The following is a 20,218-nucleotide window of genomic DNA, read 5'->3' as shown; positions in this document are numbered from 1 at the left end:
CTAAAGTGACACTTATCTCTACAGCCCATACCCCACAAGGCCTACAGAGGTGGCTTAATTTTCATTTTGCACGATGGATTGCATAATTTCATCCAAATCTAGTAGGTTTTGTTCAAAGCTAAAGCTGTAAGTTCCGTTCAAATTGATGTTATGCCAAGCCACTGGCGAAACTTGCTTAATAATTTCCAACTTCTTATCGTCACTTTCCCCCTCAAAATGCTCAAGTAATCGCGTCAGTATCAGCGAATTAAAATAGATAATGGCGTTGGTTAATAGCCTCGCGCATTCATTCCACAAGACAATCTCATCGTCTGATTTTCCCTGGAAACGATTGCCATTCACATGTGCAATAGCACGCCGTAATTGATGATAAGCTTCCCCACGATTCAAGGCTCGCTGTACATAAGTTCTTAAACTGGCATCATCAATATAGTCCAGTAAGTACATGGCCTTGAGCATACGATTATATTCAGTTAAAGCTTTCAGCAAGGGGTGGTTTTGACTATAGCCAGAAAGCTTTCTAACAAGGGTCGCCTGCGTTATCGTCTTCTGCTGTAGTGATATAATAATGCGCTGTATCGTATCCCACTCATCGATAATTAATTTTGTATTAATAGGCTTTTTTAATGAGAGCGTTGCCTTATTGTCTTCTCCCTCATTTACATCAAAAAGATCTGATATCACGGTTCCAAACTGAGCATAGCGCGGCGCAAAGATATAGCCAAACAGGTCCAGCAAAGCAAAGTTAACATGATTAACGCCGTGCGTATCCGTTGACAAAATATCCGGCTTAATCTCCGAGGTATTGTTATGAAGCAGATCCAAAATAAAATGAGATTCATGTTCATTGGAACCAATAATCTGGGCATTCAAGGCTACATGATTGGCAATCAAGTTCATCGATGTTAGTCCTTTATTCGTGCCAAAATATTTAGATGAATAGCGAGTTTTAAAAGTCTCTAACCGTGATTCGAATTTTTGCCTGTCAGCACTGGCATGAATGAGTCCTTTTTGGATATTGTAATGCTTGAAGATTGATAATTTCGCTGTCGCATCGTTAATTGCATCATTGCCGAAGTTTAGCGTTTCAGGTCGCAAATAATTGGCCTGTACTGTGCGTAGATGATCATATGATCTATCAGAGATGCTGGCCATGCCGTGTAGGCCATAATAGGTTCCATTGCCAATGAGAGCCGCCAGTAAATCATTCAAATGATCACTCTGTCCGGACTGTACCTGGCGAACATGCTCAAAGTGCTTTAAAAATCCTGTTTTCTGATAAACGAAGCGTAATACATCGGCAATGTTAATCGGTTTCATACGATCGAAAAAGGGATTGTTTAAAGCCGATTTTGTGCCTGAATACGGCAACCTCCATTGAGTTTTTCCTGAGCGATTACGCAATACCACATTTCGATTGTCGCCCTCATCAATGCGCTGGCCAACCCGTTGCAGCTTATCGTTCATCTTTTTCTCCATCGATTTAACCCGCTGGGCAGGCTCTGTATTCATGCTATCTAGCATGGAACCTTTAAGTAGCTTGTCTTTCTGTGCCCAGGGGATATCTCCAACAAGGTCATCGTGTAATGCACGATATTTGATAGCCGTTGGTATAAAGAGTTTCCCACCAAGATTATTTTGAGCTGCTAAATACAGCATCAACTCGTAACGCTCAGAGAGTACGTTGTTATCAATATTGATAACATACAATTGGTGTTTGGCTGGAATCAATCCTCGATCTGACGATGCTAATTCACCAGCACCTAACAACTCTTTTTTCATTCTATTTAATTGTGCAGATAAAGCCTGTGTATTGTCTGATCCTTCAAAGGTCAGGCATAAAAAAATGGGGCGTATTAAGTGCTGAATCAGTTCACGCTGCTTATCATAAAATTCCCAGATGTAATCATTTTTCGTGCGTTTTTATTTCTTCAGATATAAGCACAGTGATTCTATTTCCCGTGCTCCAAGCAAGCCTTGTACCCGTTGTTTTATTTGTCTAAATGACACATGGTCATCAATGGTGTCGTCAATAAAAAAGTATAATAATTCAGCGGCTTTGCTAATATTTACTACCGCGCCATCCCAATCTTTATAGGCCATTTCCTTGGCATACGCTTTAGCTTTTTCACGTAACTTTCGGACATGATAAATAAACCCATAAGCCAAACGTTCAATATTGATTTGTACCCGCTCCTGAAGATAACAAAGTAAATAAAGCTGCTGCGTGACACGGTCGAAGCGTTTAAGCTTGGTTATAGAGTAGTAATCAACCATCGCCGCATAGTGCAGTCGGTTTTGTTGCGATAGTGATAGAGCAGAGGCCACTTGATTAACTTCATCCATCCAGGGCTGAATCAACTTGTTGACGTTCAACTCTTTCTCCAATTCTGGAGCATTAAAACTTTTCGCCGCCTGCTTAAGTTCTTTAACGGTTAGCATACCTTTTCCATCAACTAACTCAGCCAAGTTAGTAGCTAATTCATCTGATATGGTTGTCTTTAATAGATCAGAAAGTCGCTTACGTTCCTGTTTGATTACCTGACTGATAATTCGCTGAAGCACGGTATATTTAGGGATTCCTGTATGATTTAGAGCTAAGTATTCGGTGCAGGCATCAAATAAAAAGCGCGGCTCAATCCAGGATTTAGCAACCTGTTGCAAATAGGTAATGAGAGGTTCCTGATGTTGTTCCACACACCATGTTTTGAATCCCTGAAGGTTTATAATCTTGTCGTAGATACGTGTTTTCTGCTTATTGCTAACACTGAAGCGAGGGACTTTAAATTTAGGGAAATATTCTTCAGCAATAAAGGTGAGATCTGCTTTCAATTCCTTGTAGGCCGGATTGAGCTGAATGGGCTTGATCTTAAAGTAACCCAGCAGAGCAATAGCATAGCATTTATGATTGCGATCCCTGATGGATTTAATAACGTCCTGCTCCAGATCATTCAGAGTAAAACTGATACGTTTTTCTTCCAGTGACAGGCTGGGAACGCCATATAAATCGTTAATTTCTGCTTCGTGGAGTACGGTCAGGCATTCTTTATAAGGCATAGGCTTCTCGTAAAAGCCGGAATATTACTATAATTGGGATATTGCAGTGATTTTGAAAATTAAGGCACCTCTAGAAGCCTTATGAGGCGTGGGCTGTAGCGATAAGTGTCACTTTAGGACGGAATGTCCCCAGAACCCCATCCAGGTGATGCACTTTGGAGTTAAATCCACCCGACAATAGAACGACTGTAACCTGCTTCTTACAAAGTGCAAATAAAGATCCCTAACAGGACCAGCAGGTATCATCACCAGGAAGATACTGTCGATCCAGGCAGTGGAGATGTCAGCACGCCTCGCCCGGATGTTGTTTAATCAATAACCGTTCTTTCCCTGACCGAATTTGCTTTCCACCGGAATGCGCTGCAGGCACTCCTTATGTTGCTGTACCTTCAAACGCTTCAGTTCTTCCCGGTTTGCTTCGGTGATTTTCTTTGGCCGACCTAATGGTTTGTCCGCAAAACGAATGCTGTGCTACTTGGGATAACGCCGGTTGCCTTGTGTCTCGTAGAGGGTGTCTCCCAATACGACCCCAGGTGGTCGATCACCCGGGGAAAAATAAGCTGGCCCGCATACATGCTTGATTCCAAAAAATCGAAGCGCACAGCATGTGCCAGAATAGTTTATCCTGTTCAATTCAATAGCACCCATAAAATGCCAAGTTCTATACAGAGAACATCATCTTAGAATCAGCCCACAGCATTTTTATCGAACAGTAGTGCCGGAAAACCACTATTTCTCAAGGTATTGCATTCATAGGCAGAGAAGGCGATACCGACAGATTCAGGGCTACTCAATATGCTCGAGGATTCCTTCCAGTTCATCCGAGCTATTGTAGCTGATAACAAGCTTGCCTTTACCAGCAGCACCCTGCTGTATTTTCACCCTGGCACCCAACTTTTCTGTCAAGTTGCTCTCAAGTTTACGTACATTGGGATCATCTTTAGCCATCGACTTGGTTTCTGCTTTTTCCGGTCCCACGCCCTGAAGGCGTCGTACAAATTTTTCCGTCTCCCTTACGGAGAGTCCCCGGTTCACAACCTGACGTGCAGCGTCGCTCTGTACTTGATCACTCAGACCCAGCAAAGCACGGGCATGACCCATATCGAGCATTCGCTCCTCGATGAATTTCTTTACGTCCGCATTAAGGTCGAGCAATCGCAGTAGATTGGTCACAGTAGTGCGGGATTTACCCACCGCCTTGGCAATCTGCTGATGAGTCAGCTCAAACTCATTAAGCAACCGATGAAAGGCTCCCGCCTCCTCAAGGGGGTTAAGGTCATCGCGCTGAATATTCTCAATCAGACCCATCGCCATGGCCACCTGATCTCTCACATCCCGAATAACCACTGGAATATTGCTCAGGCCCGCCTGTTGACTGGCCCGCCAGCGACGCTCGCCGGCTATAATCTCGTATCGGCCCTCTGGGATGGGGCGCACTACAATAGGCTGTACTACACCTTGGGCTGCAATAGAGTCAGCCAACTCCTGTAAACTGTCAGGATTGAAGTCACGGCGCGGCTGAAACCGCCCACGTTGAATCAGATCTACCGGTAGATTTGAGAGGCGACCCTCTCGCCCTCCAGCTATCGCCGATTGCTCTTCCTCCGCTTTGGAGGCACCACCCAAAAGGGCGTCCAAGCCTCTCCCAAGGCCACGTTTCTTTGTTGCCATTGTCTTTTTCCGAATTCGCTGCCCAGTTACGGGCACTGGATGCTACATAGCGGTTTGCTCTCTCTTCTCATCCCGCCGCAGAAACTCACCGGCCAGCGCCATGTAAGAGGTCGACCCACGAGAGGATTTATCATACAACAAAATCGGCAAGCCATGGCTTGGCGCTTCCGCCAGTCGTACATTCCGCGGGATAATGGTGCGAAAAACCTGATCATTAAAGTGATGAATAAGCTGAGCAGAGACCTCGTTGGCGAGGTTGTTCCGCGGATCGTGCATGGTACGGAGGATACCTTCAATCCCCAATTTCTCATTGCGGCTCAGCCGTATCTGTTTGATAGTACTGAGCAATGCGGAGAGTCCTTCCAAAGCATAATACTCACACTGCAGGGGGATCAAAACACTATCTGCCGCCACCAGCGCGTTGACCGTCAGCATATTCAGTGATGGCGGGCAGTCGATCACAATGAATTCATACCGCTCCTTGGCACCGGCTAAAGCCAGACTCAGGCGCTTTTCCTTCAGCGTGGCATTCATCAACCCCACTTCTGCCGCAGTAAGATCGGAGTTAGCAGGCAATACATCGAAACCGGCCTCGGGGGACGAGACGATAGCATCGATCAGCTGAATATCACCCATCAACACTTCACAACTGGAATTCTCCAGATTGTGTTTATCGACACCCACACCCATGGTGGCATTACCCTGGGGATCAATATCTACCAGCAACACCTTTCGCCTGAGAGAGGCGAGTGAAGCAACCAGATTGACTGCGGTGGTTGTCTTGCCGACACCACCTTTCTGATTTGCCACACAGATAATTCGACCCATGGGAGAGATTCCACTGTTTGTCATCACTGATGCGGTCACCTGACGGACACCCCACAGGGGGTGAAACAGAGTGACAAGAGGTAAAGAGGTGAAGAGAATATCAGAAAGCGGCGTAGGTTGACGAACACCTTCTGCAATTTGAACAGATCATCAGCGGCATTAAGCAATTCATCAGCAGATGCCTCTGAAGCGGTTTCCACCTCCGCGGCCGACTCAAAGAAACCACAGTAGTTGGCCTGATCCTGCTTACCGCCGTGTAGAATGGGAAGCCGCTTTACCGCAGTCAGATTCATCGCAAGTCGATACGCAAACGCCCCTTGAATGAACGGGAGCAAGAGGCAAACCGAAAACAATCAAGAGTTCGGGCTCGAGTTGAGCACGTGTTTGCCCAGCAGGCCAATCGACCGGTGCGTAACATTAAGCAAGTCAGGGCCGGCGTGAAGATAACGGACTCCCCAGATTTGCTAGAGACTATATGGTCTTTGTCGGGTTTTTAGAGATTTCCACAATAACCTCAACTTCCGAGACTATCCTGAATTCTGTGTAACTGCCTGTCATTAAACCCAGACAAGGGAGAGGATAGGCAGATGATCGACAAGAAAGAGCTCCAGGCGATAGCCCAGGCGGCCGCTAAAAACATCAAAACTGAAGAAGATCTCAACGAGTTTCGGCAAATGCTGACCAGGATCACGTTCGAGGCAGCACTCAATGCTGAACTGGCTGATCATCTTGGCTTTGCCAAGCATCAACAATCCGAAGCGAGTAATAGCCGCAACGGCACTACCAGCAAGACCTTGCAAACGGAAGATGGCCAGTTTGAACTGGATACCCCGCGAGATAGAGCGGGCAGCTTTGAACCTCAGCTAGTTAAGAAGCACCAGCGTCGATTTACCTCAATGGATGACAAGATCCTCTTCTTGTATGCCCAAGGTATGACAACCCGCGAAATCGTCACGACATTCAAGGAGATGTATGGGGCCGATGTCTCTGCCACACTCATATCCAAAGTCACTGATGCAGTTATCGAACAGGTTGTTGAATGGCAATCTCGCCCCCTGGATGCGATTTGTCCTATTATTTATCTGGACTGCATTGTCGTTAAAATCAGGCAAGACAAGAAAGTGATCAACAAAGCGATTTACCTCGCTCTGGGCGTTAACCTGGAAGGCCACAAGGAATTATTAGGGATGTGGCTATCGGAGAATGAGGGGGCTAAGTGAAGGATATTTTGATTGCCTGTGTCGAAGGCTTAAAGGGCTTTCCTGATGCAATCAACACGGCTTTCCAAAATACCCAGATCCAGTTCTGTATTGTGCATATGGTACGGAACTCGATGAAGTAGGTGCCTTGGAAAGACTGCAAGCCTGTCACGGCTGATTTGAAAAAGATTTACCAGTCCATCACCGAGGAAGAAGCCTTATTGGCGCTGGATAAATTCTCTGACCGGTGGGACAACAAGTACCCCCGGATCAGCCGCTCCTGGAGTGCCCATTGGGAGAACCTGAACACGCTGTTCAACTACCCGGAGGACATACGAAAAGTGATCTGCACGAACAACACCATTAGCCGCTGAACAGCGTCATTCGCAAAGCGATCAAAAAGCGGAAATTGTTTCCAACCGATGACTCGGCAAAGAAGGTAATCTATCTGGCAATCCAGGCCGCATCGAAAAAGTGGACAATGCCAATCCGTAATTCGAAACCAGCACTGAATAGATTTATGATTGAGTTCGAAGAACGCTTAGCGGTATATAGTTAACCCAGGCAGTTACACAGAAAACTTTACAGGCTCCAACCTCCTTCAACTAGCGCGGAAACCTAGTATCTGTCTTCATGAGTAAGCTGTGTGTATCTCATGTTGCTCCTCAGAAAGCTTTGATGCCACCGTAGCTTCCCCTCTGTTCATCAAACAGAGCTGCACTTACAAGTCGAATCCACGATTCTTCCTTTCCGTAACGTTCACATGCAACCGTAACTTCGCTTCCCAAGCCAATCTATCTTTATCAGTAAAGAACTTATCATATCGTCCCAAATAGTCAGCAAACTTTATTTTTCGCAAGTTAGAGATAAAAGTATATCCCTTCATACCAAACAAGACCCGGATATAATATTTGAGGCGGCTCTTCATACCATCATACTGCAAGCTTCCTAGTATTTTTGTTTCCTGTAGTAATGAGTCAACATGAGTCGCAATTTTCTCTGTCGCACCACCACGTCGATTTTCTAAAATTTCAGACAAAATACGCGATCGTTGCTCATTCAGGTCGGCGCTTATATCCTGCTCATGTTCAAGCAGCTTACCCACCATATCCACAAGATCCTGGTGATTATTTACACGAACGGAACCATCCTTATACCTAGGTTGAAGAAAGTGATTTATTGATGGCATCAACTCCAATTCAACCGTGTGTTTATCCATTAGCCAAGCCTCAATAGCCACTGTTGAGCAGCGCTGTATAATGACATCACTTACATTAAGAACATCCCAGATATACTCACCTTCTACCAAATACACATTGGGGTTAAGGTCTTTAAGATCGGACATCAATTTGTGGTAAACCGATACTCTTTCCGAAGGATGATACTTAATAATGATGTTGACCCCTCTTACCTCCCTGCAAAGAACTCTCAAACTCTCAAATACCTTCTCTCTGTAATCAAATTCATATTTTGCCAATTTACCCGCATTACCAAACGCCTTAATGCCTTTTGCTCTTTGCCGTGCAAGGTCTTTCTGGAGAAAACTGTAATCAGGCCAAAATTCGGCATTAGCAAAGTTCGTAGCGACCAGAATATTCCGATTCTCTATCGGAATAGCATAGCGCTCATAGAAATAATTTCGTCCTTTTCGACAACTTCCCATAATCTTGGAATAGAAGTCAAAACGGCAACTCCCTAATCGCACAATTCTCTCGCTTGGCAATACGTTATTGTGACTGATTGCGCCCGAAATCAGATCATTCCACGCTATGTACGAATCAATAAACTCAATACCCGAATATTTATGACTAAATAAGAGCGTTTGCTCATCACTGAAAGTGATTCCTTCTGTGGGCAAAATAACAATCTTAACTCCCTTGCCATGAAGATACCTCGCGTATTTATTTACATCAGGCGTATAAAGATTATTGTAGATGACCATATCTGGCCTGAAACTTGGTACAAACAAGCGCTCTTCGTTCAAGCGAACTAGCACAACCGTGTGACCGTATTTCTGTTCTAGGAACATTTTCAGGAAGGTATTACCCGGGAGATCACGCCATTTGTGATCTGTCACTATGAGTATTTTAGCCATTTAAATCAGTATCGTCATAAAATTCTAGCCTAAAGTGTCGCACACCTAACCTGGACAGCGGCAATAAATGAACGGGTATTTTTTGCATAGCGTGTCGCAATACCATGCCAGTATTAAGGATGTAGAAACGCGTTCTCAACCAAAAGATATCGCCTCTAAGCTCATCAAATCAGTATACTAGCCTGCGTGCAATCAGCTCTGGCACCTTTCGTTAAGAATGAATCTGATCGGCATACCATGCACATCCACGGCCATTACTGTTGTTCTCATCCAACAGTTCCTCGAAGACCTGACTATCGTGAACTTCTGCTGATGTGATACTTACGAATGACCTTGTGCTTCCGATCTATGCTGATGTGGTTTTTGTACCCATAGTGGGTTTTGCCATGCTTCATGGTTCCAGCAAGTATTGCTCATTTCTGGTGTATGAGCTGAATAAGAGAAGCGGTGTACCCTGTTGATTGATCTTAGCGGATCAACAACCAACAGAGGGATATACCGCATGAGTGATAGTAGTGTTATTGAGCTGAATACGCCATCCGGCGATATATCAGTCAAGATACCGAAGGCGCGTGACCGTTCAAGCCAGGGCATTAAGTTCAACAGCAGCCTAGTATCTCCGTATCTGAGCGGACCAAGAAGCTGGAAGAATTTATCCCCTGGTTGTATCTAAATCGACAGGCGGAATGCAGCTAGCACTGAGGCGCTGCTTGGCGATGGCGGCGACAGGGCTCTCAGCAGGCGCGGTAAGCCGGTTAAAGCAGGATTGGGAGAAGGATGATAGCCAGTGGCGCACAAGACGATCTGAGCAAACGGCGTTACGTATATGTCTGGGCAGATGGGATATACAGCAACGTCAAGATGGATGACCGGCTGTGTCTGCTCGTTATTGTTGACTCGGATGAGACAGGGCGGAAGGAAGTGCTTGCGGTTGTTGATGGTTACCGGGAATCGGAGGCCTTCTGGCTAGAGGTGATTGAGCAGATGGAAAATCAGGGGCTGAGCATTCCGCCTCTGCTAGCTGTTGCTGATGGGGCATTGGTTTTTCTGGAAGGCAGCGGCGAAGAAGGTCATCCACCTAGCAATCGAGGCCCCATCGAAAAAGTGGACAATGCCGATCCGTCATTGGGAACCAGCACTGAATAGATTTATGATTGAGTTCGAGAACGCTTAGCGGAATATATTTAACCCTGGCTGTTACACAGAAAACTTTACAGGCTCACCCAATTACGGCGATGCTGATCATCCTAGCGTTGCTGTTGCTGGATTTGATTCGGCTTGAGCAACAGCATAATGAGTAGAAGCGAAAACAAGGGGCAGCAGACAGCACAAAATTTGTTTAAAATCCATTCTCGACCCTTTTTTTGTGTGTTACTTACAATCACTCCTTTTATTTCGCACCCGACGCGTGAGTGCATTGCATCGTAAGTGATGCCTGATCGGAAATAATATTCCTAAAAACAGGAATTATCATTATTTATAACTCACGTCAATGTTTTTATTATTATTCCGGGTAGTTGTAGCAAAAAGCAAAAAGGTTCTCTCGATCTAGGATAACAGAATTACTTTGTAGCCTTTGAGGACTTTTTCATGGCCACGATGTGTTCTACTTCATTGGGTGTGGAAGTAACCCCGTTTTGATTACGGCGGGGGATCAAGGTGCAGGCCCTTTAGAACAGAGTAGCGGGTCATACGAGTGCTCCTTCAATAGCCGCCTGACACTAGCCAGATGGCGCCTGCTCACCTCCAGCAATTCGTCACTGCCTTCTAGACAGACATGGCAACGGCCATCCGATCCCTTTTGCAAACTCTTCAGACGCTCACGGGCGACCAGCGCATTGCGGTGTATCCGTATGAAACGCTGGCCAAAGCGCTCTTCCAGAGCTTTAAGCGAATCTTCCAGCAGCGCCTCGCCATCTGTATGCCGGGCAGTGACGTATTTATGGTCCGCCAGAAAATAGATGACATTTTCCACGGGAATCCGCTCCAGCCCACCCCGGATGGTGGCGCTGATGTAACCGGGGCCGCTCTCCTGCTGTAGTGCCGATAGCTGGGGACGTGTCAGTGCGGCCGCTTTGGCCAATGCTTTTTCCAAACGCTGGCGACGAATCGGTTTCAGCAGGTAGTCCACGGCATTCTCTTCGAATGCCGCCAATGCGTACTCCTCAAAGGCAGTGACAAAAATCACCGCTGGTGGCGTCTTCAGCCCGGCCAGTCGTGCCGCTGCCTCAAGCCCGTCCATCTCCGGCATACGGATGTCCATCAGCACCAAGTCTATATCCAGTAATTTACAACGGGATACCGCTTCGGCTCCATTGGCCGCCTCACCGGCCACGTGATAAGCCGGGCCCAACTCTTCAACCAGACTGCGCAATCTGGAACGGGCGTAAGTCTCATCATCGGCAATCAATATCTTCATTGCGCCTTCCAGGGGTAGGGAAAAACGACACTGACCTGATACTCGCCATCAACCTCGGCTACGATCAGCGATGCCTCGTTGTTAAAAAAACCGTTCAAGCGTTGCCGTATGTTCTCCAGGGCGATCCGGTTGCCCTTACGATGGGACGTCTTGAGACCCGGTAACGTATTGCGAATGCTGAGATTCACCTTCTTGCGCCGGTATCTTCCGTTGACATGAATCACGCCAGATCCGGCTGATGGCTCGATGCCATGATAGACCGCATTCTCCAGCAGCGGCTGAAGTATCAATGCCGGTAGCGGTGCCACTTCAGGCAGCCCCTCCAGATCCCACTCCACACGCAACCGCTGATCCAGACGCTGCTTCTCAATCCGCAGGTAGCCTCTGGCAAGCTCCAACTCATCTCCCAGCGTCGATTGACGACCAGCATTGGCTAGACTCGCGCGAAACAGATCCGAGAGGTCATAAACCACCTCTTCTGCAAGTTCGGGGTTGAAACGGGTCAGACTGGCAATGGTATTCATGCTGTTGAACAGAAAATGGGGGCGAATTTTTGACTGCAGGGCCTGAAACCGCGCCTGGGATTCGGCCACCACCTGCTGCCGCCAGAGGTACTGAATATAAAGATAGCGCAAAATCAAGGCGGATACGATGGCACTGATACCCTGGTTTTTCAGGATAAATTCAAAGCCATTGCCGGATTCCAGCACCTGCAGTGCCATCCAACTCGCCAGCAAAGTGACAAGCTGCAACAGCAACCATGCACCCACACCCGCAACTGTATTGCTGAACCGGTTCAGCCAACCCCGGGTAATACAAAGCAAGCCGCTGCCAGCCAGAGCAATCCACTGGATCAGCAGAGAGTAGAGGCTTAGCACATCGGCAAAGCGCTGCAGTGATTCTACAGAGGCCAATGTCAGGGTGATCGCCAGCAGTTCTGCGGTAATCACGACGGCAAATACTATCTGAATAGCGCAGAAATTGTGCAGAAATGTCTGCCTCTCCCCCGATACTCCTCCCTTCTCCCCCTGTTTTTCGCCCATTATCTTCCTATCCACGGCGATGTTGATCAGAATCCTGATACAATTCCGCTCCAGTGTTTAGAGACTGCCTCAAGTGGCCGGAAATAGTACATGGCGGACTGCGCAGGCTCCTAGTACCATCAATATCTTACACTTCTCTACCCATGATCAATCACAATTCACTGGCATAAGCAGGAATTAACAGCGATGAGCGACAAAAAACTCTGGTCCGGCCGTTTCAACGAACCCACCGATGCCTTTGTAGAGGCCTTCACAGCCTCAGTGGAATTCGACCAGCGCCTCTATCGCTACGATATTCAGGGCTCCATTGCCCACGCCACCATGCTGGCGAAGTCCGGCATTCTCACAGCAGCTGAACGGGATGCCATTATCCAGGGACTGGAAACCATCCAGGAGCGCATCGAACAGGGTGAATTCAACTGGTCCGTGGCCCTGGAAGATGTTCACATGAATATCGAATCCGCTCTTACCGAAGCGATTGGCGACGCCGGTAAGAAACTGCACACCGGACGCTCTCGTAACGACCAGGTGGCAACTGATGTGCGTCTCTATCTGCGTGACGAAATCGAGATCATCCGGGCTGAAATTCTGCGGTTACAGCGCGCCCTCCTCACTGTTGCCGAGCGCGAAGCAGAGACAATTCTGCCTGGATTCACCCATCTGCAGACGGCCCAGCCAATCACCTTCGGCCACCACATGCTGGCCTGGTTCGAGATGCTGGAAAGGGACCGCGAACGGTTGGCGGATTGCAACAAACGGGTCAACGTGATGCCATTGGGTGCCGCTGCCCTGGCAGGCACGACCTATCCTATCGACCGCCATTATACGGCTGAGTTGCTCAGTTTCGACCGCCCCGGGGAAAATTCGCTGGATTCGGTCAGCGACCGGGACTTCGCTATTGAGTTCACGGCCGCCGGCGCTCTGATCATGATGCATCTGTCACGTATGTCGGAGGAACTGATCATCTGGTCATCTGCCCAGTTTGGTTTTATCAACCTCTCAGACAGCTTCTGTACCGGCTCCTCGATCATGCCGCAGAAGAAGAACCCCGATGTGCCGGAACTGGTGCGAGGCAAGAGCGGCCGTATCTTCGGCCATCTGATGGGCCTGCTCACGCTGATGAAAGGCCAGCCTCTGGCATACAATAAGGATAATCAGGAAGATAAAGAGCCGCTATTCGACACAGTGGACAATCTTAAAGGTTCGCTCAAAGTGTTCGCCGATATGATCCCCGCCATTAGCTGCCACCGTGAAAATATGCGTCAGGCTGCAATGAAGGGTTTCGCCACCGCCACCGATCTGGCCGATTATCTGGTGCGCAAGGGCAATCCTTTCCGGGATGCCCACGAAATCGTGGGTAAAGCCGTGGCTCTCTGCGTAGAGAAAGAGTGCGACCTGTCGGATCTCCCACTGGAAGAGTTGCAAAGCTTCTCCTGCGACATTCAACAGGATGTTTTTGGTGTGTTGACACTGGAAGGCTCAGTGGCAGCCCGGAGCCACATCGGCGGTACAGCGCCTGAGCAGGTACGCGCTGCAATCAGGCGTGCGAAAGCGCGCCTCGCATAATATCAGGCCGCCAGTGCTGCGCTATAGTCTGGGCCGGCACCAAAAAAACAGCCATTGGAAAACATCTTCTTTTCGACCCGATCCTGTCCAAAGACCGTATTACCTCTTGCGCAAGTTGCCACGATTTGAAATATGGCGGTGCAGACAGCCGTCCGATCTCTTTAGAGGGCCTATGGTCAGAAGGAAAATATCTAATCTCCTACTATCTGTGTTGAACGCCCGATATAATTTAAACAGTTCTGGAACGTTCGGGCTTCAAACCTCTTCAAACAAGCCAGTGGACCAATATATAATCCCAAAGAGCTGAATATGGATAGCGTTGAAACCGAAAAGCGCATCAATGCCAGCACTCTGTACAAAAAAAGTTTCAACAAGTGGATTCAAGTTGTAAGTGCAGCAAGCGAGCGTTACTGAACATGATTTCAGCCATTACGAATCAGAATGAAGTACAGCTTCGTGCTGCATGAGTCATCCATAAATGCGAAAGTGCTGATTCACCGGAACCGGACCCTGACGAGTATCTGAGTCGCAATCTGAAAAGCATGCTTCATAGCGGAGAGGCGATGCGCTCTCTCTGTGAACGACCTGAAAAAGAGAGCACAATCCTGTATGCGAACCTTGCAAAAGAGGTCTGAACGAGTGAAAAGTTACTTCAATGCGACATACATAAAGTACGCTGCATGGTAAGTGTATTTTGCCGCCTGTTTAATAAAAATTACATGAAAACACTAAGATTGATTTCCACACTAGCCATGGCATGCCTGTTGATGCTAAGTACCGGAAAGATGATGGCCGACGAGATTCGCGTATCGGTGGCCAGCAACTTCACCGAGGCGATCAAAAGCATCGCCGGACGCTTTGAAGCGACTACCGGCCATAAAGTCATACTGATTTCTGGTTCCACCGGAAAACAGTATGCACAGATCATAAACGGCGCGCCTTTCGACGCCTTCTTCGCCGCCGATACCAAACGCCCAAAACTACTGGATAAGGAGGGTATTGCCCTGCCCGGAAGCCGGTTCACCTATGCTATCGGCAAGGTCATTCTGTGGAGTCCCAAGGCAGGCTTTGTTGAGAATAATATCAAGGTGCTGGAGCATGGAGATTTTAGGCATCTGGCTATCGCCAATCCAAAACTCGCCCCCTACGGCAAAGCGGCCCAAGAGGTATTACAGGCCCATAGACTGTGGGATGCACAGCGGGGCCGCATGGTCCGTGGAGAAAACATCGGGCAAGCTTTCCAGTTTGTCAAAAGCGGTAATGCCGAACTGGGTTTTGTAGCCTACTCCCAAGTAAAACGGCCCGGCCATCCTATTGAAGGCTCTTTATGGGAAGTGCCTCAAGCACTCTACTCCCCGATCGAGCAGCAGGCGGTACTGCTAAAAGAGAGTGACACCGCCCGGGCTTTTATGTTGTTCGTGAAAAGCGATGAGGCATTGGATATTATTCGTGGATTTGGCTATGGCACACCCTAATGCTGAGTGAATCCGATCTCTCTGCCCTTGCCATCACGCTTAAGCTAGCGGGGGCAACCACACTGATCCTGTTGCTGCTGGGAACACCCCTTGCCTGGTGGATGTCGCGCACCCGTTGGCGCTTCAAATTCCTGCTGGAAGCGGTGGTCGCCCTGCCACTGGTGCTGCCACCCACTGTGTTGGGCTTCTATCTGCTGGTGGCCCTCGGGCCCCATGGCCCAATTGGCGGTTTGATGCAGTGGCTCGGCATGCAACCACTGGCCTTTACCTTCACAGGTCTGGTCATCGGCTCGGTGTTTTACTCAATGCCCTTTGTGGTACAACCGCTGCACAGCGCCTTCACCGCCATTGGTCGCCGCCCCCTGGAAGTGGCCGCAACCCTGCGGGCATCACCCCTCGATCGCTTTTTCACCGTGGCCGTACCATTGGTTCGTTCCGGCTTTCTCACTGCCGCCGTGCTTGGATTCGCCCACACAGTGGGAGAGTTCGGCGTCGTGCTGATGATCGGCGGCAACATCCCCGGCCAGACCCAGGTGCTGTCGATCGCTATCTATGATCATGTTGAAGTGTTGGAATACGGTCAAGCCCACTGGCTCTCCGGCGGACTATTATTGCTCTCCTTCCTGATGCTAATAGCCGTCTACGCCTTCAATCGCCGTTTCTCGGTGGTACAGCCATGACCATTGAGGCCCGGTTTATAATCCACCGGCGGGATTTTACCCTGGATGTCGACCTGGTCATTCCCGCCAGAGGCGTCACCGCGATATTTGGCCCTTCAGGCTGTGGGAAAACCACGCTGCTGCGCGCCATCGCCGGACTAGAATCGTTTCACGATGGCTTCTTGCGGGTGGGCAAAATGCTCTGGCAAGAAGGCGAGTATTTTGTGCCGCCCCATCAGCGTCCCCTGGGATATGTTTTCCAGGAAGCCAGCCTGTTTGCCCATCTCAATGTGAAGCAAAACCTCGAATACGGCGTGAAGCGGGTGCCAATTCCGAAACGCAAGGTCTCCATAGGAAAAGCCATTGGGTTGTTAGGTATAGAATCACTGCTCGAACGCAGGACAGATCAGCTTTCCGGTGGCGAACGGCAACGAGTGTCTATCGCCAGGGCATTAGCAGTAAACCCGGAAATCCTGCTGATGGACGAACCGCTGGCAGCGCTGGATCTGGCGCGCAAACAGGAGATCATGCCCTATCTTGAGTCGCTGCATGATGAGCTGGATATTCCAATCATCTATGTAAGCCACTCTCCGGATGAGGTAGCACGTCTGGCGGATCACCTAGTATTACTTGAAGCAGGCCAGGTCAAGGCTTCGGGAAAAATTACTGAGATGTTGACACAACTCGACCTTCCACTTGCCCATGGCGATGAGGCAGCAGCACTTATCGAGGCCGATGTTGCAGGCCACGACGATAGGTTCAACCTAACCTATGTCGATTTTCCCGGAGGGCGTTTTACTGTCTCCCGCAGGGAATTTCCGATACATCACCCGGTCAGACTGCGGGTGGCTGCCCGTGATGTCAGCCTGACTCTGGAGCACCAATCTGGCACCAGTATCCTGAATATCTTTCCGGCAACAGTGGAGCAAGTTACGCCTGAAGGGAAAGCACAGGTGATGGTGCGATTAACCGTGGGAGGCGTACCCATGCTCTCCCGTATCACACTAAAATCTGCCACCTTGCTCAATTTGAAGCAGGGGACGCCGGTCTATGTCCAGGTCAAGAGTGTAGCCTTGCTCTCATGAAGCCGGTCTAGTGAAAGTGGTGAGGAGATAAAAAGGATCACCTAAGCTCTATTTGCCCTTGGGGTAATGAACGTTTCAAAGCAGAGATTGAGCTGCTGCTGGGCGTAAAACCTGGACAATCACAACGGGGTAGACCGAGCAAGAAAATGCCTGTTAGTCTGTTCCTTCTCGTAATACTCATTGGTATTTCCCCAAATTATTTATTGACTGCTTTCGGCTTTTGAAAGCGCCTTTGCTCGAAAATCATCCCACTCCATCAGTCTTATCTGGATCAGCAACATGCCATCGAAATAGGAGACGACATGTTTTTTCAGATGATCTTCCGGCCTTCCGCTCCCAGCGGCTAACTGGATAAACCGATCTGCTTCTTTATTGTTTTCTGATGTGTAGTTAAATACCAAGAACAGTGGGCGATAAAGAAAATATTTGCCCTGTCTGATGTTTTCAAAGGAGGGATCTCTACCTTCCAGTTCAGTTTTTGAAACCCCGCTTGTGGCTTGTGGGCGCTGGCAACGCCGGTTACGGCGATGGCCCTTGAGTTGACCTTTGTAGCTTTCTCCAGAGGACCGGATGATTTGTAGATTTTGACTTTTGAATTCAAGATCATAATCTTCAAAATAGTAGTTTGCGTAAACTACATCCGACGTCTGAAATATTGCCTTCTCTGATCAGCAGGTCGATGAGCTGGCTCTTCCCCCAGTTCCAACCAGTTTTGTATCTTTCCTAGATAAAGGCGTTTCAGTTGATCCAGAAAGATGGAATCAATGGTATTGTCCTTGCGGACAATAACTACCAAGGCATCCCAAGCCACGGGTATCATCCTTGAGTTGACCTTTTTAAGGCTGCCATCAAGCAGGTAACAGCAGGCACCTCCGATATCCGCTTGTTTTGATGCAATTGAGCGAACTTCATTTTGTAGCGCCACCACCTTCTATGCCGATGGTGATGCCTGTTTTCTTTTCATAGACGGCAGCAAAGTCTGACATGAAAACTTTACGTATGATGCCAACGGATTACCGGTTTTTCTGCGCATACTACCCTGTTCTTATTAATGATTTAGAAGTGCTCAGGCGGTGAAGCCAAATTTTTTTAGCGGCAAAGCTAAACGTCCATCTGAATTTTAGCAGCTTGATCTTGTTTGAATATGTCACCCAAGAATCTCCAGATTGAAATTGTGATAAACCACAACAAAGCCTACTAGAAAAACAAAAAAGTATGTTTCTAGATTAATTCAAGGTGTAATCTTGCCTCTCGGTAACCAAGGCTATAGCATTCCATTTTTTTCAGCAGAGATCTTGTTCCATGTCACAGACCCTTCGTATCGCCACCCGAAAATCCCCCCTTGCCATGTGGCAGGCCGAGCATGTCTCCCGCCTACTGCGTCAGGCCCATCCTGACCTGGAGGTCGAGCTGGTGGGAATGAGTACCCAGGGCGACAAGATCCTGGATACTCCGCTTGCCAAGATCGGCGGCAAGGGGCTGTTTGTAAAGGAGCTTGAGCAGAGGATGCTTGAAGGCATTGCCGATATCGCTGTGCATTCGATGAAAGATGTGCCAGTGGAGCTGCCTGAAGGGTTGCATCTGGCGGTGATCATGGAACGTGAAGACCCCCGGGATGCATTCGTCTCCAATCTATACACATCATTTGATGAGCTGCCGGAAGGTGCCGTTGTGGGCACCTCCAGCCTGCGCCGTCAGTGTCAGATCAGTGATCGTCGACCTGATTTGAAAATCAAATCGCTACGAGGCAATGTGAATACCCGCCTGCGCAAATTGGATGAGGGTGATTTCGATGCCATCATTCTTGCTGCTGCTGGGCTGAAGCGACTGGAGTTCGAACATCGTATTACGGCATTTCTTGAGCCTGAAGAGAGTCTGCCGGCTATCGGTCAGGGGGCCATAGGCATTGAGTGCCGGATTGAAGATGAGCGGATCAACGGGCTGATCGCATGTCTGCACGATAATGAAACCGCACTCTGTGTTCAAGCCGAACGGGCGATGAATAACCGGCTCATGGGTGGTTGCCAGGTCCCCATCGCTGGCTATGCAGTTTTGAATAATGACAAGCTCTACATGCGCGCCCTGGTGGGTGAGCCCGATGGTAGCTTGATTATCCGTGCAGAGCTCAGTGCTCCGGCAAATGAAGCTGAGACCCTGGGTGTCTATCTGGCGAAAAATTTGCTGGGACAGGGGGCGGACCAGGTGCTGAAGTATCTCTACGAAGGCGAAAACGCGCCAGAGTAGATGGTGCCGAATCAGCCGCGTGATTGTGATCTGACCGGTATCGGCGTACTGGTGACCCGAGCTGAGCATCAAGCTGAGCTGCTGTGTGAGACGATTGCCAGTCTGGGTGGTGTTCCCGTTCGCTTGCCAGCGGTTGAAATTAACGGACCCGCCAACTCCGGGCGGGTGAATCAGCTGCTTGCCACTCTTCCCGAATGTGATATTGCCATTTTCATCAGTCCCAATGCGGCGCAATGGGGCTTAAAATTACTTCCGGCCGGTGGATTACCGGAGAATTTGATACTGGCTGCAGTGGGCAGGCGCACAGCAAAGATGTTGTCAGAATTCGGCTATCCAGTCGATATAGTGCCGGTTGATAGATTCGACAGTGAGTCGTTACTGGCAACACCGGCAATGAACGATGTTACAGGCAAACGGGTGCTGATTTTTCGTGGTAATGGCGGCCGGGCTCTGTTGGGGGAGACGTTGCAACAGCGCGGGGCGCTGGTGGATTATGTCGAGGTCTACCGGCGCAAGCGCCCTGGGGTTGCCAGTGTTAGCTTACCCGGGGATTGGCAGGCGGAAGTGGGTATTGCCACGGTCACTAGTAATGATCTGCTGGACAACCTCTTCTCCCTGTTGGGCACAAGCGGGTCGCCATGGCTTCAGGCGAACCCATTGGTGGTTGTCAGCGAGCGCATGGTAAAGCATGCCAAGGCACTGGGTTGCCGTGATGTGATTTTGGCCGAGGGGGCGGATGAACACTCTCTGGTCAATGCACTTTGCGCCTGGTCGGTAACTCAAAAATAGCGAAGTTTTCAAGCAGACTGGAATGAACCCAAGCGGTACTGTTTCCCCCGCCTCGGGGGTTTTGGTAGGCTATCGGTAGTATTGAGCA

17 protein-coding genes and 4 pseudogenes are annotated in these 20,218 nt (G+C 48.8%); 11 read left to right on the top strand and 10 right to left on the bottom strand.

All coding sequences use genetic code 11. From position 1 onward, the window contains the following. Positions 1-54: 54 nt before the first annotated feature. The 4 genes and pseudogenes from MN084_RS18810 to MN084_RS20185 form a co-directional block, all read right to left on the bottom strand. Positions 55-3,057 (bottom strand): annotated as a pseudogene (locus MN084_RS18810) (Tn3 family transposase). A gap of 786 nt (positions 3,058-3,843) precedes the next feature. Next, positions 3,844-4,728, bottom strand: a complete 885-nt coding sequence (locus tag MN084_RS18805) for a ParB/RepB/Spo0J family partition protein (protein ID WP_241085400.1) — start codon at positions 4,726-4,728, stop codon at positions 3,844-3,846. 42 nt (positions 4,729-4,770) lie between these two features. Further along, on the bottom strand, positions 4,771-5,556 hold the full coding sequence (locus MN084_RS18800; protein ID WP_241086036.1) for a ParA family protein: 786 nt from the start codon (positions 5,554-5,556) through the stop codon (positions 4,771-4,773). A gap of 35 nt (positions 5,557-5,591) precedes the next feature. Next, positions 5,592-5,849: a hypothetical protein gene (locus MN084_RS20185; protein ID WP_445083867.1), complete on the bottom strand. Its 258-nt coding sequence runs from the start codon at positions 5,847-5,849 to the stop codon at positions 5,592-5,594. 24 nt (positions 5,850-5,873) lie between these two features. Here MN084_RS20185 and MN084_RS20180 point away from each other — a divergent pair, with 24 nt between their 5' ends. Then, positions 5,874-6,053: a hypothetical protein gene (locus MN084_RS20180; protein WP_445083866.1), complete on the top strand. Its 180-nt coding sequence runs from the start codon at positions 5,874-5,876 to the stop codon at positions 6,051-6,053. A gap of 93 nt (positions 6,054-6,146) precedes the next feature. After that, a pseudogene (locus MN084_RS18790) lies at positions 6,147-7,314 on the top strand (IS256 family transposase). Between the two features lie 162 nt (positions 7,315-7,476). On the opposite strand, the gene MN084_RS18785 reads toward MN084_RS18790, so the two are convergent. After that, positions 7,477-8,850, bottom strand: coding sequence for a surface carbohydrate biosynthesis protein (locus MN084_RS18785; protein WP_277400100.1), 1,374 nt, complete (start codon positions 8,848-8,850; stop codon positions 7,477-7,479). Between the two features lie 29 nt (positions 8,851-8,879). Continuing rightward, a pseudogene (locus MN084_RS20175) lies at positions 8,880-8,993 on the bottom strand (IS5/IS1182 family transposase); the annotation flags it as partial. Between the two features lie 642 nt (positions 8,994-9,635). Between MN084_RS20175 and MN084_RS18775 the strand changes: the two are divergent. Beyond that, a pseudogene (locus MN084_RS18775) lies at positions 9,636-10,024 on the top strand (transposase); the annotation flags it as partial. A gap of 480 nt (positions 10,025-10,504) precedes the next feature. Here MN084_RS18775 and MN084_RS18770 read toward each other — a convergent pair. Further along, positions 10,505-11,269 (bottom strand): LytR/AlgR family response regulator transcription factor, encoded by a 765-nt coding sequence (locus MN084_RS18770; RefSeq protein WP_241085403.1) that lies wholly within the window; start codon positions 11,267-11,269, stop codon positions 10,505-10,507. Next, positions 11,266-12,312 carry a sensor histidine kinase gene (locus MN084_RS18765; protein ID WP_241085404.1) on the bottom strand — a complete coding sequence of 349 codons (1,047 nt, stop codon included), beginning with the start codon at positions 12,310-12,312 and terminating at the stop codon, positions 11,266-11,268. Before MN084_RS18765 ends, MN084_RS18770 begins: the two co-directional genes overlap by 4 nt. Before the next feature lie 186 nt (positions 12,313-12,498). On the opposite strand from MN084_RS18765, the gene argH reads away from it, so the two are divergent. The 6 genes from argH to modC all read left to right on the top strand — a co-directional run bounded on the left by argH (position 12,499) and on the right by modC (position 17,097). Next, the gene (argH, locus tag MN084_RS18760; RefSeq protein WP_241085405.1) at positions 12,499-13,878 is read left to right on the top strand and encodes an argininosuccinate lyase; all 1,380 of its coding nucleotides are present in this window, start codon (positions 12,499-12,501) and stop codon (positions 13,876-13,878) included. Then, positions 13,875-14,093, top strand: coding sequence for a cytochrome c peroxidase (locus MN084_RS20170; protein WP_445083990.1), 219 nt, complete (start codon positions 13,875-13,877; stop codon positions 14,091-14,093). The genes argH and MN084_RS20170 overlap by 4 nt, the downstream gene beginning before the upstream one ends. A gap of 70 nt (positions 14,094-14,163) precedes the next feature. Next, the gene (locus tag MN084_RS20165) at positions 14,164-14,292 is read left to right on the top strand and encodes a hypothetical protein (protein WP_445083989.1); all 129 of its coding nucleotides are present in this window, start codon (positions 14,164-14,166) and stop codon (positions 14,290-14,292) included. A gap of 305 nt (positions 14,293-14,597) precedes the next feature. Then, positions 14,598-15,353 carry a molybdate ABC transporter substrate-binding protein gene (gene modA / locus MN084_RS18755; protein WP_241085406.1) on the top strand — a complete coding sequence of 252 codons (756 nt, stop codon included), beginning with the start codon at positions 14,598-14,600 and terminating at the stop codon, positions 15,351-15,353. Beyond that, on the top strand, positions 15,353-16,033 hold the full coding sequence (gene modB, locus MN084_RS18750) for a molybdate ABC transporter permease subunit (protein WP_241085407.1): 681 nt from the start codon (positions 15,353-15,355) through the stop codon (positions 16,031-16,033). The genes modA and modB overlap by 1 nt, the downstream gene beginning before the upstream one ends. Further along, entirely contained in the window at positions 16,030-17,097 is a 1,068-nt protein-coding gene (gene modC / locus MN084_RS18745; protein WP_241085408.1) for a molybdenum ABC transporter ATP-binding protein, read from the top strand. Before modB ends, modC begins: the two co-directional genes overlap by 4 nt. Before the next feature lie 343 nt (positions 17,098-17,440). Here modC and MN084_RS18740 read toward each other — a convergent pair whose 3' ends face one another. Continuing rightward, the gene (locus MN084_RS18740; protein WP_241085409.1) at positions 17,441-17,698 is read right to left on the bottom strand and encodes a hypothetical protein; all 258 of its coding nucleotides are present in this window, start codon (positions 17,696-17,698) and stop codon (positions 17,441-17,443) included. A gap of 33 nt (positions 17,699-17,731) precedes the next feature. Beyond that, positions 17,732-18,025, bottom strand: coding sequence for a hypothetical protein (locus MN084_RS18735; protein ID WP_330178242.1), 294 nt, complete (start codon positions 18,023-18,025; stop codon positions 17,732-17,734). A gap of 374 nt (positions 18,026-18,399) precedes the next feature. Here MN084_RS18735 and hemC point away from each other — a divergent pair, with 374 nt between their 5' ends. Together hemC and MN084_RS18725 are read left to right on the top strand one after the other, a co-directional pair. Further along, a complete protein-coding gene (hemC, locus tag MN084_RS18730; protein WP_241085411.1) occupies positions 18,400-19,341 on the top strand; it encodes a hydroxymethylbilane synthase in 942 nt (313 codons plus the stop codon). Next, positions 19,342-20,130, top strand: a complete 789-nt coding sequence (locus tag MN084_RS18725; RefSeq protein WP_241085412.1) for a uroporphyrinogen-III synthase — start codon at positions 19,342-19,344, stop codon at positions 20,128-20,130. Positions 20,131-20,218 lie beyond the last annotated feature (88 nt).

The sequence above is a fragment of the Candidatus Vondammii sp. HM_W22 genome (assembly GCF_022530855.2).
Taxonomy (GTDB): domain Bacteria; phylum Pseudomonadota; class Gammaproteobacteria; order Chromatiales; family Chromatiaceae; genus Vondammii.
Note: the sequence above shows the minus strand (reverse complement) of the source record. Positions and strands in the feature narration are given on the sequence as shown.